The sequence below is a fragment of the Pseudomonas frederiksbergensis genome (assembly GCF_900105495.1).
GTDB classification, from domain to species: Bacteria; Pseudomonadota; Gammaproteobacteria; order Pseudomonadales; family Pseudomonadaceae; genus Aquipseudomonas; species Aquipseudomonas frederiksbergensis.
In genome coordinates this window covers 4,681,397-4,699,615 of the sequence record NZ_FNTF01000002.1, presented here as the reverse complement: position 1 = coordinate 4,699,615, position 18,219 = coordinate 4,681,397, and the positions used below count along the sequence as shown (strand labels likewise).

General features: G+C 60.5%; 13 protein-coding genes. 3 read left to right on the top strand and 10 right to left on the bottom strand.

Annotated features, from left to right (window positions below; translation table 11 throughout):
• Window positions 1-33 precede the first annotated feature (33 nt).
• Both BLW70_RS22025 and BLW70_RS22020 read left to right on the top strand, forming a co-directional pair.
• On the top strand, window positions 34-1,251 hold the full coding sequence (locus BLW70_RS22025) for an amino acid deaminase (protein WP_074877541.1): 1,218 nt from the start codon (window positions 34-36) through the stop codon (window positions 1,249-1,251).
• 140 nt (window positions 1,252-1,391) lie between these two features.
• Window positions 1,392-2,327, top strand: a complete 936-nt coding sequence (locus BLW70_RS22020; RefSeq protein WP_074877539.1) for a sugar kinase — start codon at window positions 1,392-1,394, stop codon at window positions 2,325-2,327.
• Window positions 2,328-2,402: 75 nt separating this feature from the next.
• On the opposite strand, the gene BLW70_RS22015 is transcribed toward BLW70_RS22020, so the two are convergent.
• Together BLW70_RS22015 and BLW70_RS22010 are read right to left on the bottom strand one after the other, a co-directional pair.
• The gene (locus BLW70_RS22015) at window positions 2,403-2,678 is read right to left on the bottom strand and encodes a peptidylprolyl isomerase (RefSeq protein ID WP_007898282.1); all 276 of its coding nucleotides are present in this window, start codon (window positions 2,676-2,678) and stop codon (window positions 2,403-2,405) included.
• A gap of 66 nt (window positions 2,679-2,744) precedes the next feature.
• Entirely contained in the window at window positions 2,745-5,282 is a 2,538-nt protein-coding gene (locus tag BLW70_RS22010; protein ID WP_074877536.1) for a PAS domain-containing hybrid sensor histidine kinase/response regulator, read from the bottom strand.
• A 119-nt stretch (window positions 5,283-5,401) separates the two neighbouring features.
• On the opposite strand from BLW70_RS22010, the gene BLW70_RS22005 reads away from it, so the two are divergent.
• Window positions 5,402-6,511 carry a PilT/PilU family type 4a pilus ATPase gene (locus BLW70_RS22005; protein ID WP_074877534.1) on the top strand — a complete coding sequence of 370 codons (1,110 nt, stop codon included), beginning with the start codon at window positions 5,402-5,404 and terminating at the stop codon, window positions 6,509-6,511.
• Window positions 6,512-6,627: 116 nt separating this feature from the next.
• On the opposite strand, the gene BLW70_RS22000 is transcribed toward BLW70_RS22005, so the two are convergent.
• The 8 genes from BLW70_RS22000 to BLW70_RS21965 form a co-directional block, all read right to left on the bottom strand.
• On the bottom strand, window positions 6,628-8,583 hold the full coding sequence (locus BLW70_RS22000; RefSeq protein ID WP_074877533.1) for an acetoacetate--CoA ligase: 1,956 nt from the start codon (window positions 8,581-8,583) through the stop codon (window positions 6,628-6,630).
• A gap of 152 nt (window positions 8,584-8,735) precedes the next feature.
• The gene (locus tag BLW70_RS21995; RefSeq protein ID WP_074877531.1) at window positions 8,736-9,509 is read right to left on the bottom strand and encodes a 3-hydroxybutyrate dehydrogenase; all 774 of its coding nucleotides are present in this window, start codon (window positions 9,507-9,509) and stop codon (window positions 8,736-8,738) included.
• Window positions 9,510-9,516: 7 nt separating this feature from the next.
• Window positions 9,517-10,908, bottom strand: a complete 1,392-nt coding sequence (locus BLW70_RS21990; RefSeq protein WP_074877530.1) for a GntP family permease — start codon at window positions 10,906-10,908, stop codon at window positions 9,517-9,519.
• 287 nt (window positions 10,909-11,195) lie between these two features.
• Window positions 11,196-12,611 carry a sigma-54 interaction domain-containing protein gene (locus BLW70_RS21985; protein WP_074877528.1) on the bottom strand — a complete coding sequence of 472 codons (1,416 nt, stop codon included), beginning with the start codon at window positions 12,609-12,611 and terminating at the stop codon, window positions 11,196-11,198.
• Window positions 12,608-14,191, bottom strand: a complete 1,584-nt coding sequence (locus BLW70_RS21980) for an ABC transporter ATP-binding protein (protein WP_074877525.1) — start codon at window positions 14,189-14,191, stop codon at window positions 12,608-12,610. The genes BLW70_RS21985 and BLW70_RS21980 overlap by 4 nt, the downstream gene beginning before the upstream one ends.
• A 14-nt stretch (window positions 14,192-14,205) precedes the next feature.
• Entirely contained in the window at window positions 14,206-15,228 is a 1,023-nt protein-coding gene (locus tag BLW70_RS21975; protein WP_074877523.1) for an ABC transporter permease, read from the bottom strand.
• Window positions 15,228-16,289, bottom strand: a complete 1,062-nt coding sequence (locus BLW70_RS21970; protein WP_074877520.1) for a microcin C ABC transporter permease YejB — start codon at window positions 16,287-16,289, stop codon at window positions 15,228-15,230. Before BLW70_RS21970 ends, BLW70_RS21975 begins: the two co-directional genes overlap by 1 nt.
• A complete protein-coding gene (locus tag BLW70_RS21965; RefSeq protein ID WP_074877518.1) occupies window positions 16,289-18,157 on the bottom strand; it encodes an extracellular solute-binding protein in 1,869 nt (622 codons plus the stop codon). The genes BLW70_RS21970 and BLW70_RS21965 overlap by 1 nt, the downstream gene beginning before the upstream one ends.
• Window positions 18,158-18,219 lie beyond the last annotated feature (62 nt).

Sequence of the window (18,219 nt, the reverse complement as noted above, 5' to 3'; positions counted from 1 at the left end):
TGCCCTGCGGCCGCGAATGTGAGGAGTTCGAGTATGTTTTCTGTGAAAAATACTGCCACCGTGGAAAAGGGCTTTGCCCACACAGGCGCCAATCTGGTGCGCGATGTCAGCCTGCCTGCGCTGGTGCTGCACCGCGACGCGTTGGAACACAACATTCGCTGGATGCAGGACTTTGTCAGCAACAGCGGCGCCGAACTCGCCCCCCACGGTAAAACCAGCATGACCCCGGCGCTGTTTCGCCGCCAACTGGATGCCGGTGCCTGGGGCATCACCCTGGCCAGTGCCACCCAGACTCGTGCGGCTTACGCCCACGGCGTGCATCGGGTGCTGATGGCCAACCAACTGGTCGGTACGCCGAACATGGCACTGATCGCTGATCTGCTGACAGACCCTGCCTTCGATTTCTATTGCATGGTCGATCACCCGGACAACGTCGCTGACCTGGGCGCGTATTTCGCCTCCCGCGGTGTGCGCTTGAACGTGATGATCGAGTACGGCGTGGTCGGCGGTCGTTGTGGTTGCCGCACGGAAGACGAAGTGGTCGCGCTGGCCAACGCCATTGCTGCACAACCTGCCCTGGCACTGACCGGGATCGAAGGTTACGAAGGGGTGATTCACGGCGATCACGCGGTGAGTGGTATTCGTGCATTCGCTGATTCTTTGGTGCGTCTGGCCGTGCAGTTGCAGGACAGCGGCGCGTTCGCCATTCCCAAGCCGATCATCACGGCATCGGGTTCGGCCTGGTATGACCTGATCGCTGAATCCTTCGAAGCGCAGAACGCTGGCGGGCGTTTCCTCAGTGTGCTGCGTCCCGGCAGCTACGTGGCTCACGACCATGGCATCTACAAAGAAGCGCAATGCTGCGTACTCGACCGCCGCAGCGACCTGCACGAAGGCCTGCGCCCGGCGATGGAAGTCTGGGCGCATGTGCAGTCGTTGCCGGAACCGGGCTTTGCGGTGATCGCCCTGGGTAAACGCGACGTGGCCTACGACGCTGGGTTACCGGTGCCGCTGTTGCGTTACAAGGCGGGCGTGGTGCCGGCGACGGGCGACGACGTCAGCGCCTGCAAGGTGACAGCAGTGATGGACCAGCATGCGTTCATGACCGTGGCGCCGGGGGTTGAGTTGCGGGTGGGGGACATTATTTCCTTTGGCACTTCGCACCCGTGCCTGACGTTCGACAAGTGGCGTATCGGGTGTCTGGTGGATGAGCAGCTGAATGTCATCGAAACCATGGAAACCTGTTTCTAAGGCTCCAGATCGCGGCGCGGCCATCGCGAGCAGGCTCGCTCCCACATTGGATCTTCAGTGTCCACAAATCCTGTGGGAGTGAGCCTGCTCGCGATGACGGCCGGCCAGACAACACAGAAACACCAGAGACTACAAAAACAATGAACACCATCAGCACCCTCGGCCCCAACACCCCGCGTATCGCCCTGATCGGCGAGTGCATGATCGAGTTGCAGCAACGCGCCGACGGCAGTCTGCAACAGAGTTTCGGTGGCGATACCTTGAACACGGCGGTTTACCTGTCCCGGGAGTTGGGCGAGGGCGGCATGGTGGATTACGTCACCGCCCTGGGTGACGACAGTTTCAGCGATGCCATGTGCCAGAGCTGGGCTGATGAAAACATCGGGCTTGATATGGTCCAGCGCTTGCCCGGCCGCTTGCCCGGTTTGTATTGCATCCAGACTGACGCTGCCGGCGAGCGGCGTTTTCTTTACTGGCGCAACGAGGCGGCCGTCCGCGACTGTTTCACCACCCCGGCTGCCGCGCCGATCCTGGCGGCACTGCCGGATTACGATGTGCTGTATTTCAGCGGCATCACCCTGGCGGTACTCGGTGCGCAAGGTCGGGAGAAGTTGTTCGAAACCCTGGTCGAAGCCCGGCAGCGGGATGCGCGGATCGTGTTCGACAACAACTACCGACCACGTTTGTGGGCATCGATCGAGGAGGCACGGGCGGCCTATCGCAGCGTTCTGCCGTATGTTGACCTGGCGTTGCTGACCGTTGATGACGAGCAGGCGCTGTTTGATTTTTCCGATTGTGAGGCGGTGTTTGCCGCATACGAGCAGATTGGCACGCCTGAAGTGGTACTCAAGCGTGGTGCCGAGGCGTGTTTGATTCGTTGTGATGGCGAGTCGTTTGAAGTGCCGGCGCAGGTGGTCGAGCGAGTGGTGGACACCACGGCGGCGGGGGATTCGTTCAGCGCAGCGTATCTGGCCAGTCGCCTGAAAGGAGGCAGCCCGGTTGAGGCGGCTGAAGCAGGGCATCGGTTGGCGAGTCGGGTGATTCAGGTGCCGGGAGCACTTATTCCGAAAAACTGAAATGCAATCCCTGTGGCGAGGGGATTCTGTGGCGAGGGGGCAAGCCCCCTCGCCACAGGGCCCTCAGCCAACCGATCAATCCCGGTAAAACACCTGCACCAGGTGATAGCCAAACTTGCTCTTGATCGGGCCATGCACCACCCGCAATGGTTTTTTGAAAATCACCGCATCGATAACCCCGACCATCTGCCCGGGCCGCACTTCACCCAGGTCGCCGCCGCGCTTGCCGGACGGGCAGGTGGAATACTTCTTGGCCAGCACATCGAAGGCTTCACCCTTGGCGATGCGTTGTTTGAGCTGTTCGGCTTCTTCCGAGGTTTTCACCAGAATATGGCGGGCTTGAGCTTTCATTCGCAGTACCTTGCAACGGTGGTGGCTATGTGGGTGCCAGCGTGAGGCGCGCGATTATGCCTGAACTCAGTCCGGTTGGCCGATCATCGCGCGAATCTTGTTGGCCATCAGGTCAATGGAAAACGGCTTGGCCACCATGTCCATGCCTTCCTCCAGGAAGCCCTGGCGCTCGGCGGCTTTTTCCGCATAACCGGTCATGAACAGCACTTTGAGCTCAGGGCGGTGCTGGCGGGCAATCTCTGCCAGTTGCCGACCGTTCATGCCCGGAAGCCCGACATCGGTGACCAGCAAATCGATCCGCAGGTCGGATTCCAGCAGGGGCAGGGCGGTCTTCGCGTCTTCGGCTTCATGGGCGTGATAACCCAACTCCTTGAGCAGATCGAGCACCAGCATGCGCACTGCCGGGTCGTCCTCCACCAACACCACGGTTTCACCGGCAATCGCGGCCGGGGCTTCGCTGGTGACCGGCATCAAGACGTTTTCGGGCTCTGCGTTGTGCAGCCGCGGCAGGTACAGACGAACGCTGGTGCCCTGACCCGGCAAGCTGAACAGGCTGACATGCCCGCCCGACTGCTGGGCAAAACCATAGATCATCGACAACCCAAGACCGGTGCCCTGGCCGATGGGTTTGGTGGTGAAGAATGGGTCGAAGGCCTTGGCCAGCACCGACGGGGTCATGCCGGTGCCATTGTCGCTGACGGCAATCATCAGATAATCCCCGGCCTTGACCGGTTCCAGGGTGTTGATGTCACTGCTGTCGAGGTACACGTTGGCGGTTTCGATCCGCAACTCGCCGCCGTCGGGCATGGCGTCCCGGGCGTTGATCACCAGATTGAGCAGGCCGTTTTCCAGCTGGCTGACGTCGGTGCTGACCGGCCAGACGTCATCGGCCAGTTGCAGTTTGAGCTCGATGTGATCGCCCGTGGTCCGACTGAGCAGGTCTTCCAGGGAGTGGATCAGATCATTGGCGTTCAGCGGCCTGCGGTCCAGTGACTGGCGCCGGGAAAACGCCAGCAGGCGATGGGTCAGGGCGGCGGCGCGGTTGGCCGAGGACACTGCCGCCTCGCTGAAACGCCCTACCTCGGCGGCGCGCCCGTCGGCGATGTAGCGCTGCATCAAGTCGAGGCTGCCGATAATTCCGGTGAGCATATTGTTGAAGTCATGGGCGATGCCGCCGGTAAGCTGGCCGAGGGCTTCCATCTTCTGGGCATGGCGCAACGCCTCTTCGGCCCGTTCGCGTTCGAACATCTCGTTCTGCAGTCGCTGGTTGGCTTGCGCCAATTGTTGAGTGCGGGCGGCGACTCGTTCCTCAAGGGTTTCGTTGAGATTGCGCAGGGCTTCTTCGGTCTGTTTGCGCTCGGTTTCGTCAATCACAAAGATATAGAAACCATTGACCGCGCCATCCGCGCCGTGGCGCGGCAAGTAGTTCATCAGGGCATGGCGGATGCTGCCGTCACGGTGCGGGGTGCTGATACTGAAACAACAAGGCTTGCCGGACAGTGCCTGTGCGATGTATTCGGCGCGCAAGGCATAGGCTTCTTCACCCAGTACTTCGCGGATGGTTTTGCCAAAGAGCTCCTGAGGCGTCAGCCCGTACCAGTCGAGGTAGGCCGCATTGTTCAGGCGAAAGCGTTCCTCGCTGTCCACGTAGCTGATCAGGATCGGCATGGCGTTGATGATCAGTTGCAGCTCGGTCTGACTTTGCCGCAAGGCTTGTTCTGTATGTTTACGTTCGGTCAGGTCCAGGGCTGCGCCGAGGAAGCGGATTGGCCGTCCATGGTGGTCCTTGTAGCAACGACCCCGGGCAAACACCCAGCGCAACTGACCGTCGGCTTGCAGCAGGCGATATTCCTCGGCGTACTCGGTGCCGTGGGTGATGGAGTGCTTGATGCTGCGGGCGACCATGGCGCGGTCTTGCGGGTGCACGCCTTGAAGGTAGGCGCTGATGGGCAACTGATTGGCGAGCAGCGGGTCGATACCGTGTAACTGGGCGAAGTGAGCGTCGGCGATGAAACGGTCTTCGTTGATGTCCCAGTCCCAGGTGCCCACGGCGTCGGTGGCCGCGAGGGCCAGTTGCAGGCGTTCCTCGGTTTCGTGCTGGGCCTTGAGGCTGGCAGCCGAACGCTGCTCGAGTTCGAGGGCGATGCGTCGGCGCTCGTTGGTTTCGATGGCGGTAACCAGAATCCCGGCGACCTGGGCGCTTTCATCGCGGATGGGGCTGTAGGTCAGGTCCAGCCAGAAGTCGGAATCCTGGCCATTACGCTGCAAGGTGAAGCGCTGTTCGCTGTAGGTCCGTACCTGTCCTTGTAGGACGGCGCTGTAAATGGGGTCGGTAAAGTCTTTTAACTCTGGCCAGACCAGGTGTGTCGGTTGTCCGAAAGCATGTGGATGTTTGCTGCCGGACAGCAGGGCGAAGCCGTCGTTGTAGATCTGGGTGAGCTGCGGCCCCCACAGCAACAGCATGGGCATCGGCGAATGAATCACGATATCCACGGCGGTGCGCAGGCTTTGCGGCCAGGTACTGGCAGCGCCCAGTGGGCTGAGTCTCCAGTCCAGTCGGGCAATCAAGGCCTGGGCATCGCTGCCGGTCGGTGTTGCGTTCATCAAGATGTCCTGCACTTAAGTCGGTGTGGCGGTGTCGACTATCCTTGTACCGCAGTAGATGCTGGCTGATCCATTTGGGTCATTTTTGTTCATTGAATGCTTCGCGGGTGCTTTTTGCCATGGAAATCGATGCACTGTTAGGGCTCCTGGCCAGCCAGAATGGCTCCGATCTTTATCTGTCCACCGGTGCGCCACCCAGCGCACGCTTCGAGGGTGTGCTTAAACCCTTGGCTGATCAGCCGTTCAAGCCGGGAGAAGTCGCGGCCATTGCCGCGTCCATCATGGACGCCGAACAGCGTCTTGAGTTCGATCGGGAACTGGAGATGAACCTGGCGATTTCCTTGGCCGGCATCGGACGCTTTCGGGTCAATATCTTCAAACAACGCAACGATGTGTCAATCGTGGCGCGCAACATCAAGCTCGACATTCCGCGTTTCGAAAACTTAAAACTACCGCCGGTACTGCTCGAGACGGTGATGCTCAAACAAGGACTGATGCTATTCGTCGGCGCTACCGGCTCGGGCAAGTCTACCTCGCTGGCGGCATTGATCGACTACCGCAATCGCCACAGCAGTGGCCACATCATCACCATCGAAGACCCGGTCGAATACATCCATCGGCACAAGAAATCGATCATCAACCAGCGCGAGGTCGGCGTCGATACCCGCAGTTTTCACGCCGCATTGAAGAACACCCTGCGCCAGGCACCGGACGTGGTGCTGATCGGCGAAATCCGTGACCGCGAAACGATGGAGCATGCACTGGCGTTTGCCGATACCGGTCATCTGGTGATTTCCACCCTGCATGCCCACAACGCCCATCAGGCGCTGGACCGCATCATCAACTTTTTCCCCGAGGAACGGCGGACACAGCTGCTTCACGACCTGGGCAACAACCTCAAGGCATTCGTGTCCCAACGGTTGGTGCACACCCGGGATGGTCAGCGACGGGCGGCGGTGGAAGTGATGATTGGCACGCCAACCGTCGGCGATCTGATCCGGCGCAATGAGTTATCCGAACTCAAGGGGATCATGGAGAAGTCTGTGGAGCTGGGGATGCAGACGTTCGACGGAGCGCTTTACGCATTGGTCGTCGAGGGGGCGATCAATGAGGAGGAAGCGTTGAAGTATGCGGATTCAGTGAACAATTTGCGTCTACGGCTGAAGCTGCACGCCGAGGCGTCACCGCAATCCCCCGCACCACCGGGTGAATGGGGATTAATGGACTGACATAAATCCCATGTGGGAGCGAGCCTGCTCGCGATGGCTGCGGGTCAGTCAGTATTGATGTCGACTGACACACCGCTTTCGCGAGCAGGCTCGCTCCCACAGTAGATCCCCGGCGTTCAGTCGTTGAGTTCGGGGCGGTTTCGGAATTGCTCAAGCGCCTCGGGATTGGCCAAGGCATCAGTGTTTTTGACCTTCTGCCCATGCACCACATTCCTCACCGCCAGTTCAACGACCTTGCCGCTGATAGTGCGCGGTATATCGGTCACCGCGACAATCTTCGCCGGCACATGCCGCGGTGTGGTGTTGGCGCGGATGACCTGGCGAATCTGTTGTTGCAGCGCTTCGTCCAGTTCGACGCCCTCGCGCAACCGCACGAACAGCACCACCCGCACGTCATCCTGCCACTGCTGACCGATGGCCACGCTGTCCAGGACCTGTGGCACTTTCTCCACCTGACGGTAGATTTCCGCGGTTCCGATGCGCACGCCGCCGGGGTTGAGCACAGCGTCGGAGCGTCCGTGGATCATCATCCCGCCGTGGGGCAATTGTTCTGCGTAATCGCCTTGGGCCCAGACACCGGGGAACTGACTGAAATACGAAGCGCGGAGCTTTTCCTGCCGAGGGTCATTCCAGAACCCGATGGGGATGGCCGGGAAGTGCCGGGTACACACCAGCTCACCTTTTTCGCCGACTACCGGCTGGCCATTGTCGTTCCAGACTTCCACCGCCATGCCCAGGCTTTTGCCTTGTATCTCGCCACGGCGTACCGGTTGCAACGGATTACCGTTCACAAAACACGAGACGATGTCGGTGCCACCGGACATCGAGGCCAGGCACAGGTCAGGCTTGAGATCGCGGTAGACGTAGTCGTAACTTTGCGGCGATAACGCGGAGCCGGTGCACAGCAGGGTTTTCAGGCTGCTCAGGTCATGGCTTTCGCGAGGTTTGATGCCGCTGCTTTCCAGGGTTGCCAGGTACTTGGGGCTGGTGCCGAAGACACTGATGCGTTCGTCGTCGATCAGGTCGATCAGGCGCTCCGGGTCCGGATGAAATGGTGAGCCGTCGTACAGCACCACCGTGCTGTCCACGGCCAGCGCCGAGACCAGCCAGTTCCACATCATCCAGCCGCAGGTGGTGTAGTAGAACAACCGGTCGCCGGGGCCGAGGTCGCAATGCAATCCGTGTTCCTTGACGTGTTGCAGCAACACGCCGCCGGTGCTGTGAATGATGCATTTCGGCACGCCGGTGGTGCCGCTGGAATAGAGGATGTACAGCGGATGCGCGAACGGCACGGGGACGAATTCCGGCTCGCCGCCCACGTCGTAGAAGTCATCCCAGAGCGTCACGTTGGCCGTGGTGTGGAAGTGTTCGATGCGCGCTTGCGGCCGGGCGTAAGGCACGACAATCAACTGCTGCAAGGACGGCAAGCGCTCGAGGATTTCATTGACCTTGGCGGTCTGGTCGATGTCCTTGCCGGCATAGCGGTACCCGGCGCAGGTGAGCAGCACTTTCGGTTCGATCTGGCCGAAGCGATCGATCACCCCTTGGGTGCCGAAATCCGGCGAAGAGCAAGACCAGATTGCCCCCAGGCTGGTGGTGGCGAGCATGGCCACCAGGGTTTGCCAGGTGTTCGGCATGCAGGCGGCCACTCGATCGCCAATGACGACGCCAGCGGCGATCAAGCTGTTTTGGAAACCGGCGACATGCTCGGCCAATTCTGCCCAGGTCAGGTGTTCGCGTTGGCCGTTTTCGCCGATGGCAATGACCGCCACGCCATCGTCGCGACGGCGCATCAGGTGTTCGGCGAAGTTCAGGGTGGCGCCGGGAAACCATTGGGCGCTGGGCATTTGCGTGCCCTCGACCAGTACTGCGTCCGGTTGATCGTGGAAACGGATGTCGAAGAAATCGACGATGGCCTGCCAGAACGCTTCACGCTGATCGATGGACCATTGATGCAGGGCAGGGTAGTCGTCGACGTGGAGGTTGTGTCGCTGATTGATGAAGCGCCGAAAGGCCTCCATGCGGGTCTTGCCGATGCGCTTGGCGCTGGGTTGCCAGAGGATGTCGGACATGGCTTGCCTCTTCTTGTTGCTCTCTCGTTCAGATCGTTCCCACGCTCTGCGTGGGAATGCCTCAGCGGACGCTCCGCGTTCGGCTCTTGGGACGCAGAGCGTCCCGGGCTGCATTCCCACGCAGAGCGTGGGAACGATCAGGGTCCGGTTGGTTACTGCGCCAACCACCCACCATCAATATTCCACGCCGCGCCACGCACCTGGCTACCGGCCTCGCTGCACAAGAACAGCACCAGTTCGCCCAATTGTGGCGGCGTTACAAACTCCAGGGAAGGCTGCTTCTCGGCCAGCAAATCATGCTGCGCCTGTTGCGGGTCGATGCCTTTGGCGATGCGGTCATCAATCTGTTTTTGCACCAGAGGCGTCAGCACCCAACCCGGGCAGATGGCGTTGCAGGTGACATTGGTGGTGGCCGTTTCCAGCCCGACCACTTTGGTCAAACCGATCACCCCATGCTTGGCTGCCACATAGGCTGCCTTGCCCACCGACCCGACCTGGCCGTGCACCGAAGCGATATTGATGATCCGTCCCCAGCCTTTGGCGCGCATGCCTGGCAGGCTCAAACGGGAGCTGTGGAATACCGACGACAGGTTGATCGCAATGATCGAATCCCAGCGCTCCACCGGGAACTCTTCCAGCGGCGCCACGTGCTGGATGCCGGCATTGTTGACCAGGATGTCCACGCCGCCGAACTCACGCTCGGCGTAGGCGATCATGTCGGCGATCTGCTCAGGGTTGCTCACGTCAGCCGGGTGATGGCCGACCTTGCCGCCGAATTGTTCAACCTCGGCGATTACCTTGGACGCATCACCGAAACCGTTGAGGATCAGATTGGCGCCAGCCTTGGCCAGGCTGAGGGCTATCCCTAAGCCGATGCCGCTGGTGGACCCGGTGACCAGTGCAGTCTTGCCCGAAAGAGTTGTCATGAATACCTCACACAATGCCAGTGGCGTAGAAAACACCGATCACCACAAAAACTGCCAGGGTCTTGATCAGCGTAATACAGAAAATGTCTTTGTAGGCTTCGCGATGGGTCAGGCCGGTGACCGCCAGCAAGGTAATCACCGCGCCGTTATGCGGCAGGGTGTCCATGCCGCCACTGGCCATCGCCGCCACCCGGTGCAGCACTTCCAGGGGGATGTTGGCGGCGTGGGCCGCTGCGATGAAGTCATTGGCCATGGCCGCCAGCGCAATGCTCATACCGCCCGACGCAGAACCGGTGATACCGGCCAGCAGGGTCACGGTGATCGCTTCGTTGACCAGCGGGTTGGGAATGCTTTTGAGCCAGTCAGCCAGCACCAGGAAGCCTGGCAACGAGGCGATCACTGCGCCGAATCCATATTCCGACGCGGTGTTCATCGCCGCCAGCAACGAACCGCTGACCGCACTTCGACTGCCTTCGGCCAACTTGCCGCGAATCGCCTGGAAGCCGAACACCAGCACCATAAGGATGCCGACCAGCAAGGCTGCCTGAACGGCCCAGATCGCCGTCAGCTTGGCAATTTCAGTGGTCACCGGCGCGGCCATGCCCGGCAGCGCGAGGCTGTGGGTCTTGCCGTACCATTGTGGAATCCACTGGGTAAACAGCAGGTTCATGATGCCCACCGCCAGCAGCGGCGACACAGCAATCCACGGATTAGGCAGTTTGATGTCGGCAGCGGTTTCCGGCTCGTTGCGCAGTTCGGTGCCATAACCTTCACCTGTGCGCTGGGCCTTGTTGCGCTGGCGTTGCAGAAACAGCATGCCGGCGCAGACCACGAAGATCGAGCCGATCAGGCCCAGCCAGGGCGCGGCCCAGGCGGTGGTGTTGAAGAAAGTGCTGGGGATGATGTTCTGGATCTGCGGGGTGCCGGGCAGGGCGTCCATGGTGAAAGAGAACGCGCCGAGGGCGATGGTCGCCGGGATCAGGCGCTTGGGAATATTGCTCTGGCGGAACATTTCGGCAGCAAACGGGTAGACCGCGAACACCACCACGAACAGCGACACGCCGCCGTAAGTCAGCAGGGCGCAGACCAGCACGATCACCAGCATCGCCTGACGGGTGCCGAGCAGGCGAATCGCCGCAGCGACGATGGAGCGGGAGAAGCCCGACAACTCGATCAGCTTGCCGAACACTGCACCGAGCAGGAACACCGGGAAATACAGTTTGATGAAACCGACCATTTTCTCCATGAACACCCCGGTGAAGGCGGGGGCGACGGCGGAAGGGTCGGTGAGCAGCACGGCGCCGAGGGCGGCAATCGGGGCAAAGAGGATAACGCTGTAGCCACGGTAGGCCGCGAGCATTAGCAGCGTGAGGGCTGCCAAGGCAATGATCACACTCATGGTGTGTCTCCTGGATTGTTATTTTTGTAGGGTGGAACTGTTGTGGGAGAGGGCTTTAGCGAGTTTCGTGCCAGATGATTAAGGCATTGAAATATATGGATTTTTTTCAGGTTTTCATGACGCGCTTGAGGTTGTTGTCTCTATTCGGAGACGTGTGTCGATTTTGAAGGCCTCTTCGCGAGCAGGCTCGCTCCCACAGGTTGACTGAGTTGCGCGCAAGAACACGGTCAAATGTGGGAGCGAGCCTGCTCGTGAAGGTCATTCTATAGATGGAGATTTGTGTCTCGTTACAGAGACTCTGCAATCCCCAACGCCACCATCTTCTTGTACAACGTCGACCGCCCCAACCCCAACCGCGCCGCCGCTTCAACCACCTTCCCGCCGCATTGCGCGAGGGCCGCTTCAATCAACTGCCGATCAAACCGCTCCCGAGCCGCACTGAACGTCTCCTGAGCAACCGGCTCAATCGTGACAGGCGCCGCGCGCTCTACCGGCGTAAACGTACCAATCGCCGCTCGGATATCTGTGGCATTCAGCATCAAGTCATCACTGAGCAGCGCCGCCCGCTCCAGCACGTTGCGCAGCTCGCGAATGTTCCCCGGCCAGGCATGTTGACCCAACAGTTCCAAGGCTTCGCGGTTCAATTCGTGCTGACTGCGCAGCTCCTCCAGAATCGCTTCACTGAGGGCCGGCAGGTCATCGAGTCGATCACGCAGCGGCGGGACCTGGATTGGCAGCACGTTGAGGCGGTAATACAGATCGGCGCGAAACTCGCCGCGTTTGATCGCCGCTTCCAGATCCGTGGAGGTCGCGGCAATTACTCGCACATCGCTCTGGATCACTTCGTTGGACCCCACCGGCTCGAATTCTTTCTCCTGCAGTACCCGCAGCAGTTTGCTTTGCAGGGGCAGCGGCATGTCGCCGATTTCATCGAGAAACAAGGTGCCGCCCTGGGCGATCTGCAACTTGCCGGCACGGCCCTTGCGATCAGCACCGGTAAACGCGCCTGGCGCGGTGCCGAAGAATTCCGCTTCCAGCAACGATTCGGGAATCGCCGCGCTGTTGATGCTGACAAAGGCTTTGTGCGCACGCGGCGAAGCCCCATGGATCGCCTGAGCCAGCAGCTCTTTACCGGTGCCGGTTTCACCCAGCAGCAACACTGGGGATTCCGCGCTGGCGCTGCGTCGGGCACGGCGCTTGACTTCGAGGCTGGCGGCGCTGGTGCCGATAAAGTGCGCGAAGTTGTACTTGGTCTGCCGCGCTCGCAACAGCGAACGGGTGGACGCCAGTTCTTCCTGCATGCTCATGTAGCGCTTGAGCATCGGCGAGAGGCTGCGCAATTCATCGAACAGCGCAAACCCGATGGCGCCGATCACCACGCCAGCATCGTCATGAATCGGCAGGCGCATCACCACCAGCGGTTCTTTGGGGGTGTCCTGCATATCGAGCAGGATCGGCCGACCGGTGCGCACCACCTCGCGCAACAGACTGCCGGGGATCACGCTTTCGCAGGCCTTGCCGATCGCCACTTCCGCCGATTCCAGGCCGAAGCGCCGGGCATAGCGCTCGTTCATCCAGACGATGTTCGCATCGCGGTCGACAATCACCGTGCCTTCACTGGACTGCTCGATGATCTCGAACAACGAACGGATGGCCAGAAGGCGAACGCGCTGGTAGTCCTTGAGGCTTTCGGTGGTGTTCATCGGATGGCCTCAGGATGCGCCGCCGCCAACAGCTCCTTGGTATACGGATGCTGCGGCGATTCGAACACGTCATGGCTGGCACCGCTTTCCACCACTTTGCCGTCCCTGATCACGATCATGTCATGCGCCAGGGCGCGCACCACCGCCAGGTCGTGGCTGATGAACAGGTAGGTCAGGCCATGTTTTTCCTGAAGTTGGCGGAGCAGGGCGACCACTTGTTTTTGCACCGTGCGATCCAGTGCCGAGGTCGGTTCGTCCAGCAGGATCAGCGCCGGTTTCAGCACCAGCGCCCGGGCGATGGCGATGCGTTGGCGTTGGCCGCCGGAAAACTCATGCGGGTAGCGATGACGGCTTTGCGGGTCGAGGCCGACTTCCTCCAGTGCCCGAATCACTTCGGCCTTGCATTCGTCAGCCGTCAACTGGCTATGCACCTCAAGGCCTTCGCTGATGATCTGCGCCACGGACATTCGCGGGCTGAGGCTGCCGAACGGATCCTGGAACACCACCTGCATTTTCTTGCGCCACGGCCGCAGCTGTTTTTGCGTCAGGCCATCCAGCGCTTCACCTTGAAAGCGGATGCTGCCTTCGGAATCGAGCAAGCGCAGGATCGCCTGACCCAACGTCGACTTGCCGGAACCGGACTCGCCGACAATGCCCAGCGTCTTGCCGCGCTGAATGTTGAGGCTGATGCCGTCCACGGCCTTCAGGTAGGTCTTGCGCTGAAACAGCCCGCCACCGACGACGAACCGCACCCGCAAGTCATCGACCTCAAGCACGTTCTCGCGCTCGTCCCGGGGCAACGCTTCACCTTCCGGTTCGGCATTCAGCAACACGCAGCTGTAAGGATGTTTCGGTTCGGTAAACAGTGTTTCGCAAGGTGCCTGCTCGACGATTTCCCCGGCCTTCATTACGCAGACCCGTTGGGCAATGCTGCGCACCAGATTGAGGTCGTGGCTGATCAGCAGCAGCGACATGCCGAGACGCTGTTGCAGGGATTTGAGCAGCAGCAGGATCTTGCGCTGCACTGTCACGTCCAACGCTGTGGTCGGCTCGTCGGCGATCAGCAGCTCCGGTTCGCAGGCCAGGGCCATGGCGATCATCACCCGTTGCCGTTGGCCGCCGGACAGTTGATGGGGATAGGCCTTGAGCCGCTCTTGGGGCTTCTGAATGCCGACCAGATGCAGCAACTCAAGTATCCGCGCTTGCGCCGCTTTACCGGCCAGGCCCTTGTGCAGCAGCAGGGTTTCGCCGATCTGCTTTTCGATGCTGTGCAGCGGATTGAGCGAAGTCATGGGCTCCTGGAAGATCATCGCGATGCGGTCACCCCGCAGTTCTCGCAACACCTTGGCCGATGCGCCGACCAGCTCCTGGCCACGGTAGCGAATACTGCCGGTGGTTTCGGTACCGGTCTCGGGCAGCAGTTGCAGGATCGAGTGAGCGGTCACCGACTTGCCGCAGCCCGACTCGCCCACCAGCGCCAGGCATTCACCGGGGCGGATGTCCAGGCACAGATTGCGCACCACGGTCTGGCCGCTGAAGGCCACATTAAGGTCACGGATTTCGATCAGGTTGTTACTCATATCAGCCGTCCGCTTCATGATCGTGGATCGAAAGCGTCACGTAACGCCTCCCCGATAAACACCAGTAAAGAAAGAATCAGCGCCAGGGTAAAAAACGCCGTCAAACCCAGCCACGGCGCTTGCAGATTCTGTTTGCCCTGACCGATCAACTCGCCCAGCGATGCACTGCCGGCAGGCATGCCGAAACCGAGGAAGTCCAGCGCTGTGAGGGTCGAGATCGCCCCGGTCAGAATGAACGGCAGGTAACTCAGGGTCGCGTTCATTGCGTTAGGCAGGATGTGCCGGACGATGACTTTACGGTCGGTCAGGCCCAACGCCCGGGCGGCTTTGACGTATTCCAGATTGCGTCCCCGGAGAAACTCGGCGCGCACCACATCCACCAGGGCCAGCCAGGAAAACAGCGCCATGATCCCCAGCAGCCACCAGAAATTGGGCTCGACAAAACCCGACAGGATGATCAGCAGGTACAGCACCGGCAGTCCCGACCAAACTTCCAGCAACCGTTGACCGATCAGGTCGACCCAGCCGCCGTAATAGCCTTGCAGGGCGCCGGCAGCGATGCCGATCAGTGCGCTGACAAAGGTCAGCATCAAGGCAAACAGGATTGACACCCGCGCACCGAAAATCACTCGGGCCAACACGTCCCGCGCCTGGTCGTCGGTGCCCAGCCAGTTGACCTTCGTCGGAGGGCTGGGCGCGGGTTGATTGAGGTCATAGTTCGGCGTGTCGTCGCTGAAGGGGATTGGCGGGAACAACATCCAGCCACCGCCCTGGTGAATCAGCTTCTGTACATAGTCACTGCGGTAGTCGGCCTGGAAGGGCAGCTGTCCGCCAAACTCCTGTTCGGTATGACGCTTCAGAACCGGGAAGTAGAGTGAGCCCTGGTAGCTGACGATCAGCGGTTTGTCGTTGGCGATCAGCTCGCCACCGAGGGTCAACAGGAACAGGCCGACAAACAGCCACAGCGACCACCAGCCGCGCCGGTTTTTCTTGAAGCGTTCGAAACGACGACGACCTAACGGCGAGAGCTTGAACATCAGGCGTTCCTCGCGGCGAAGTCGATACGCGGGTCGACGAGGGTGTAGCACAGGTCGCCGACCAGTTTTATCAAGAGACCGAACAGCGTGAAGATGAACAGCGAACCGAATACCACCGGATAGTCCCGGGAAACCGCGGCTTCGTAACTCATGCGACCCAAGCCGTCGAGGGAGAAAATCACTTCGATCAGCAGGGAGCCGGCGAAAAATACGCTGATGAACGCTTGGGGAATCCCCGAGACCACCAGCAGCATGGCGTTGCGAAACACGTGACCGTAAAGCACTTGGCGTTCACTCAGACCTTTGGCCCGGGCGGTGACCACGTACTGGCGCGTGATTTCATTGAGAAAGGAGTTCTTGGTCAAAATGGTCAGCGTGGCGAACCCGCCGACCACCAGCGCTGTCACCGGCAAGACCAGGTGCCAGAAGTAATCGGCGATTTTGCCCACGGTCGACAGCGAGTCGAAGTTGTCCGAGACCAGCCCGCGCACCGGGAACCAGTTTAGCGAAGTGCCACCGGCGAAGACCACGATCAGGAACATGGCGAACAGGAACGCCGGCATGGCGTAGCCGATGACGATCGCGGTGCTGCTCCAGATATCGAAATGGCTGCCGTGGTGCACGGCCTTGCGGATACCCAGAGGGATCGACACCAGGTAGGTGATCAGCGTTGCCCAGAGCCCGAGGGAAATGGTCACCGGCATTTTTTCCAGGATCAGGTCGGTGACGGTCACCCCACGGAAAAAGCTCTTGCCGAAGTCCAGGCGCGCGTAACTGGTGAGCATCAGCCACAGGCGCTCATGCGCCGGCTTGTCGAAGCCGTATTGCTTTTCGATGTCCTTGATCAGTTGCGGGTCGAGGCCGCGACTGGATCGGGAGGTGCCGGACATGCGTTCGCCGGAACCGCCGCCGACACCCGCGCCGCCGATGCCTTGCAACTGCGCGATGGCCTGTTCCACCGGGCCGCCCGGCGCGGCCTGGACGATGATGAAGTTGACCAGAAGAATGATCACCAGCGTCGGAATGATCAGCAGCAGACGCCGCAGTATGTAAGCCCACATCAGTGCGGCCCTCCGGGTCTGCCACGGCTGATTTGCTCAGCGGTCATCTGTTGATTGGTCAGCGGCGTGGTGCTGATTTCCCACCAGCTCTCGATGGCTTCGTCATTGCTGGCTTGCTCGTTGGGCCTGCCGAAACGATTCCACCACACGGTGGAGCTGCCCGGCGGGTAATAGTTGGGAATCCAGTAGTAATTCCATTGCAGCACCCGGTCCAGCGCGTGGGCGTAGCGCAGCATTTCGGGTTGGGTGGTGGCGCGAATCAGTCCGGCGATCAATGTGTCGACCGCTGGATTTTTCAACACCATGTAGTTATTGGCGCCAGGGTCGTTGGCCGAGACCGAGCCGAAGTAATTGAGCAGTTCACCTCCGGGCGACGTCGTGACCGGGTAGCCGGTGACAATCATGTCGTAGTCGCGGCTCATCAGGCGATTCACGTACTGGGAGGAGTCGATGCGGCGAATGTTCATGTCGATGCCGATCTGTTTCAGGGTGCGTTTATACGGCAACAGCAATCGGTCCATGCCGTTCTGGCTGACCAGGAAAGTGAAACTCAAAGACTGGCCTTCGGCGTTGACCAGTCGATCGCCATCGGGTTTCCAGCCGGCCTGTCCGAGCAAATCGAGTGCCTGCAATTGTTTGTCGCGTATCACGCCACTGCCATCGGTTTTCGGAGCCTGGAAAACCTGGCTGAACACCTCGTCGGGGACCTGCCCGCGCAGCGGTTCGAGAATCGCCAGTTCGCCGGCGTCCGGCAGGTGTCGGGCGGCGAGGTCGGTGTTGGAAAAGTAACTCTGCTGGCGGATGTACATGTCGCGCATCATCTGCCGGTTGCTCCACTCGAAATCCCAGAGCATGGCCAGCGCCTGACGCACTCGACGGTCCTGGAACAGCGGGTTTTGCAAGTTGAACACAAAGCCCTGAGCCGGTTGCGGGGCTTGGGTTGCCAGGTGCGCCTTTTGCAGACGCCCGTCACTGAGGGCCGGGCCTTCGTAGCCGATGGAGTAAGCGGTGGCGGAGAATTCCCGGTTGTAGTCGTAGGCACCGCCGCGCAGCACCTGGCGGGCGACGTCGGTATCGCCGAAGTACTCGATACTGAAATGATCGAAATTGTAGAGGCCGCGGCTGACCGGTAGATCCTTGCCCCACCAATCGGCATTGCGCTTGAAGGTGATGCTGCGACCGGAGTCGACCTTGCCTACCCTGTAGGGGCCGCTGCCCAACGGTGGCTCGTAACCGCCGCCATTGGCGAAGTCACGAGTCTTCCACCAATGCTCGGGAAACACCGGCAAGGTCGCGATATCAAGGGGGAGGGTACGGTTTTCATTGCTTTTAAAGTCGAACCGAACCGTTAGCGGTGATTCCACTTCGACGCCTTTGACGTCGGCAAATTGGGTGCGATAACGCAGGCTGCCCTGGGTCATCAACAGGTCAAAGGTGTAGCGCACATCTTCGGCCGTGATCGGTTTGCCGTCGGCGAAACGGGCCTTGGGATTGAGGTAGAAGCGCAGGGACAAACCGTCATCCGAGCGCTCCATCTTCTGGGCCACCAGGCCGTACACGGTGTAAGGCTCATCCAGCGAACGCTGGGCAAGGGGCGAGTAAAGCAGGCCGTCGACCTGTGTGACGCCAATGCCTTTATCGATGTAGGGCAACATATGATCGAAATGACCGATTTCGACGGCCGAGCGGCGCATTGTGCCGCCCTTGGGGGCTTGCGGGTTTGTGTAGGCAAAATGACTAAAGCCGGCAGGATACTTTGCCGGTTCACCGTACACGGTCAACGCATGTTGCGGTGCTGCGGTCACGCCGGTGACGCTCAACAACAGAGCCACGGCCGTGAACAATAAAGTAGGGAACGCCAGTCGCATTGTCAGCCTTAGAGCCGGGTGGTCAGTAACCGCAATTTGTACGCTAGCGGCGCGTCCCTCGC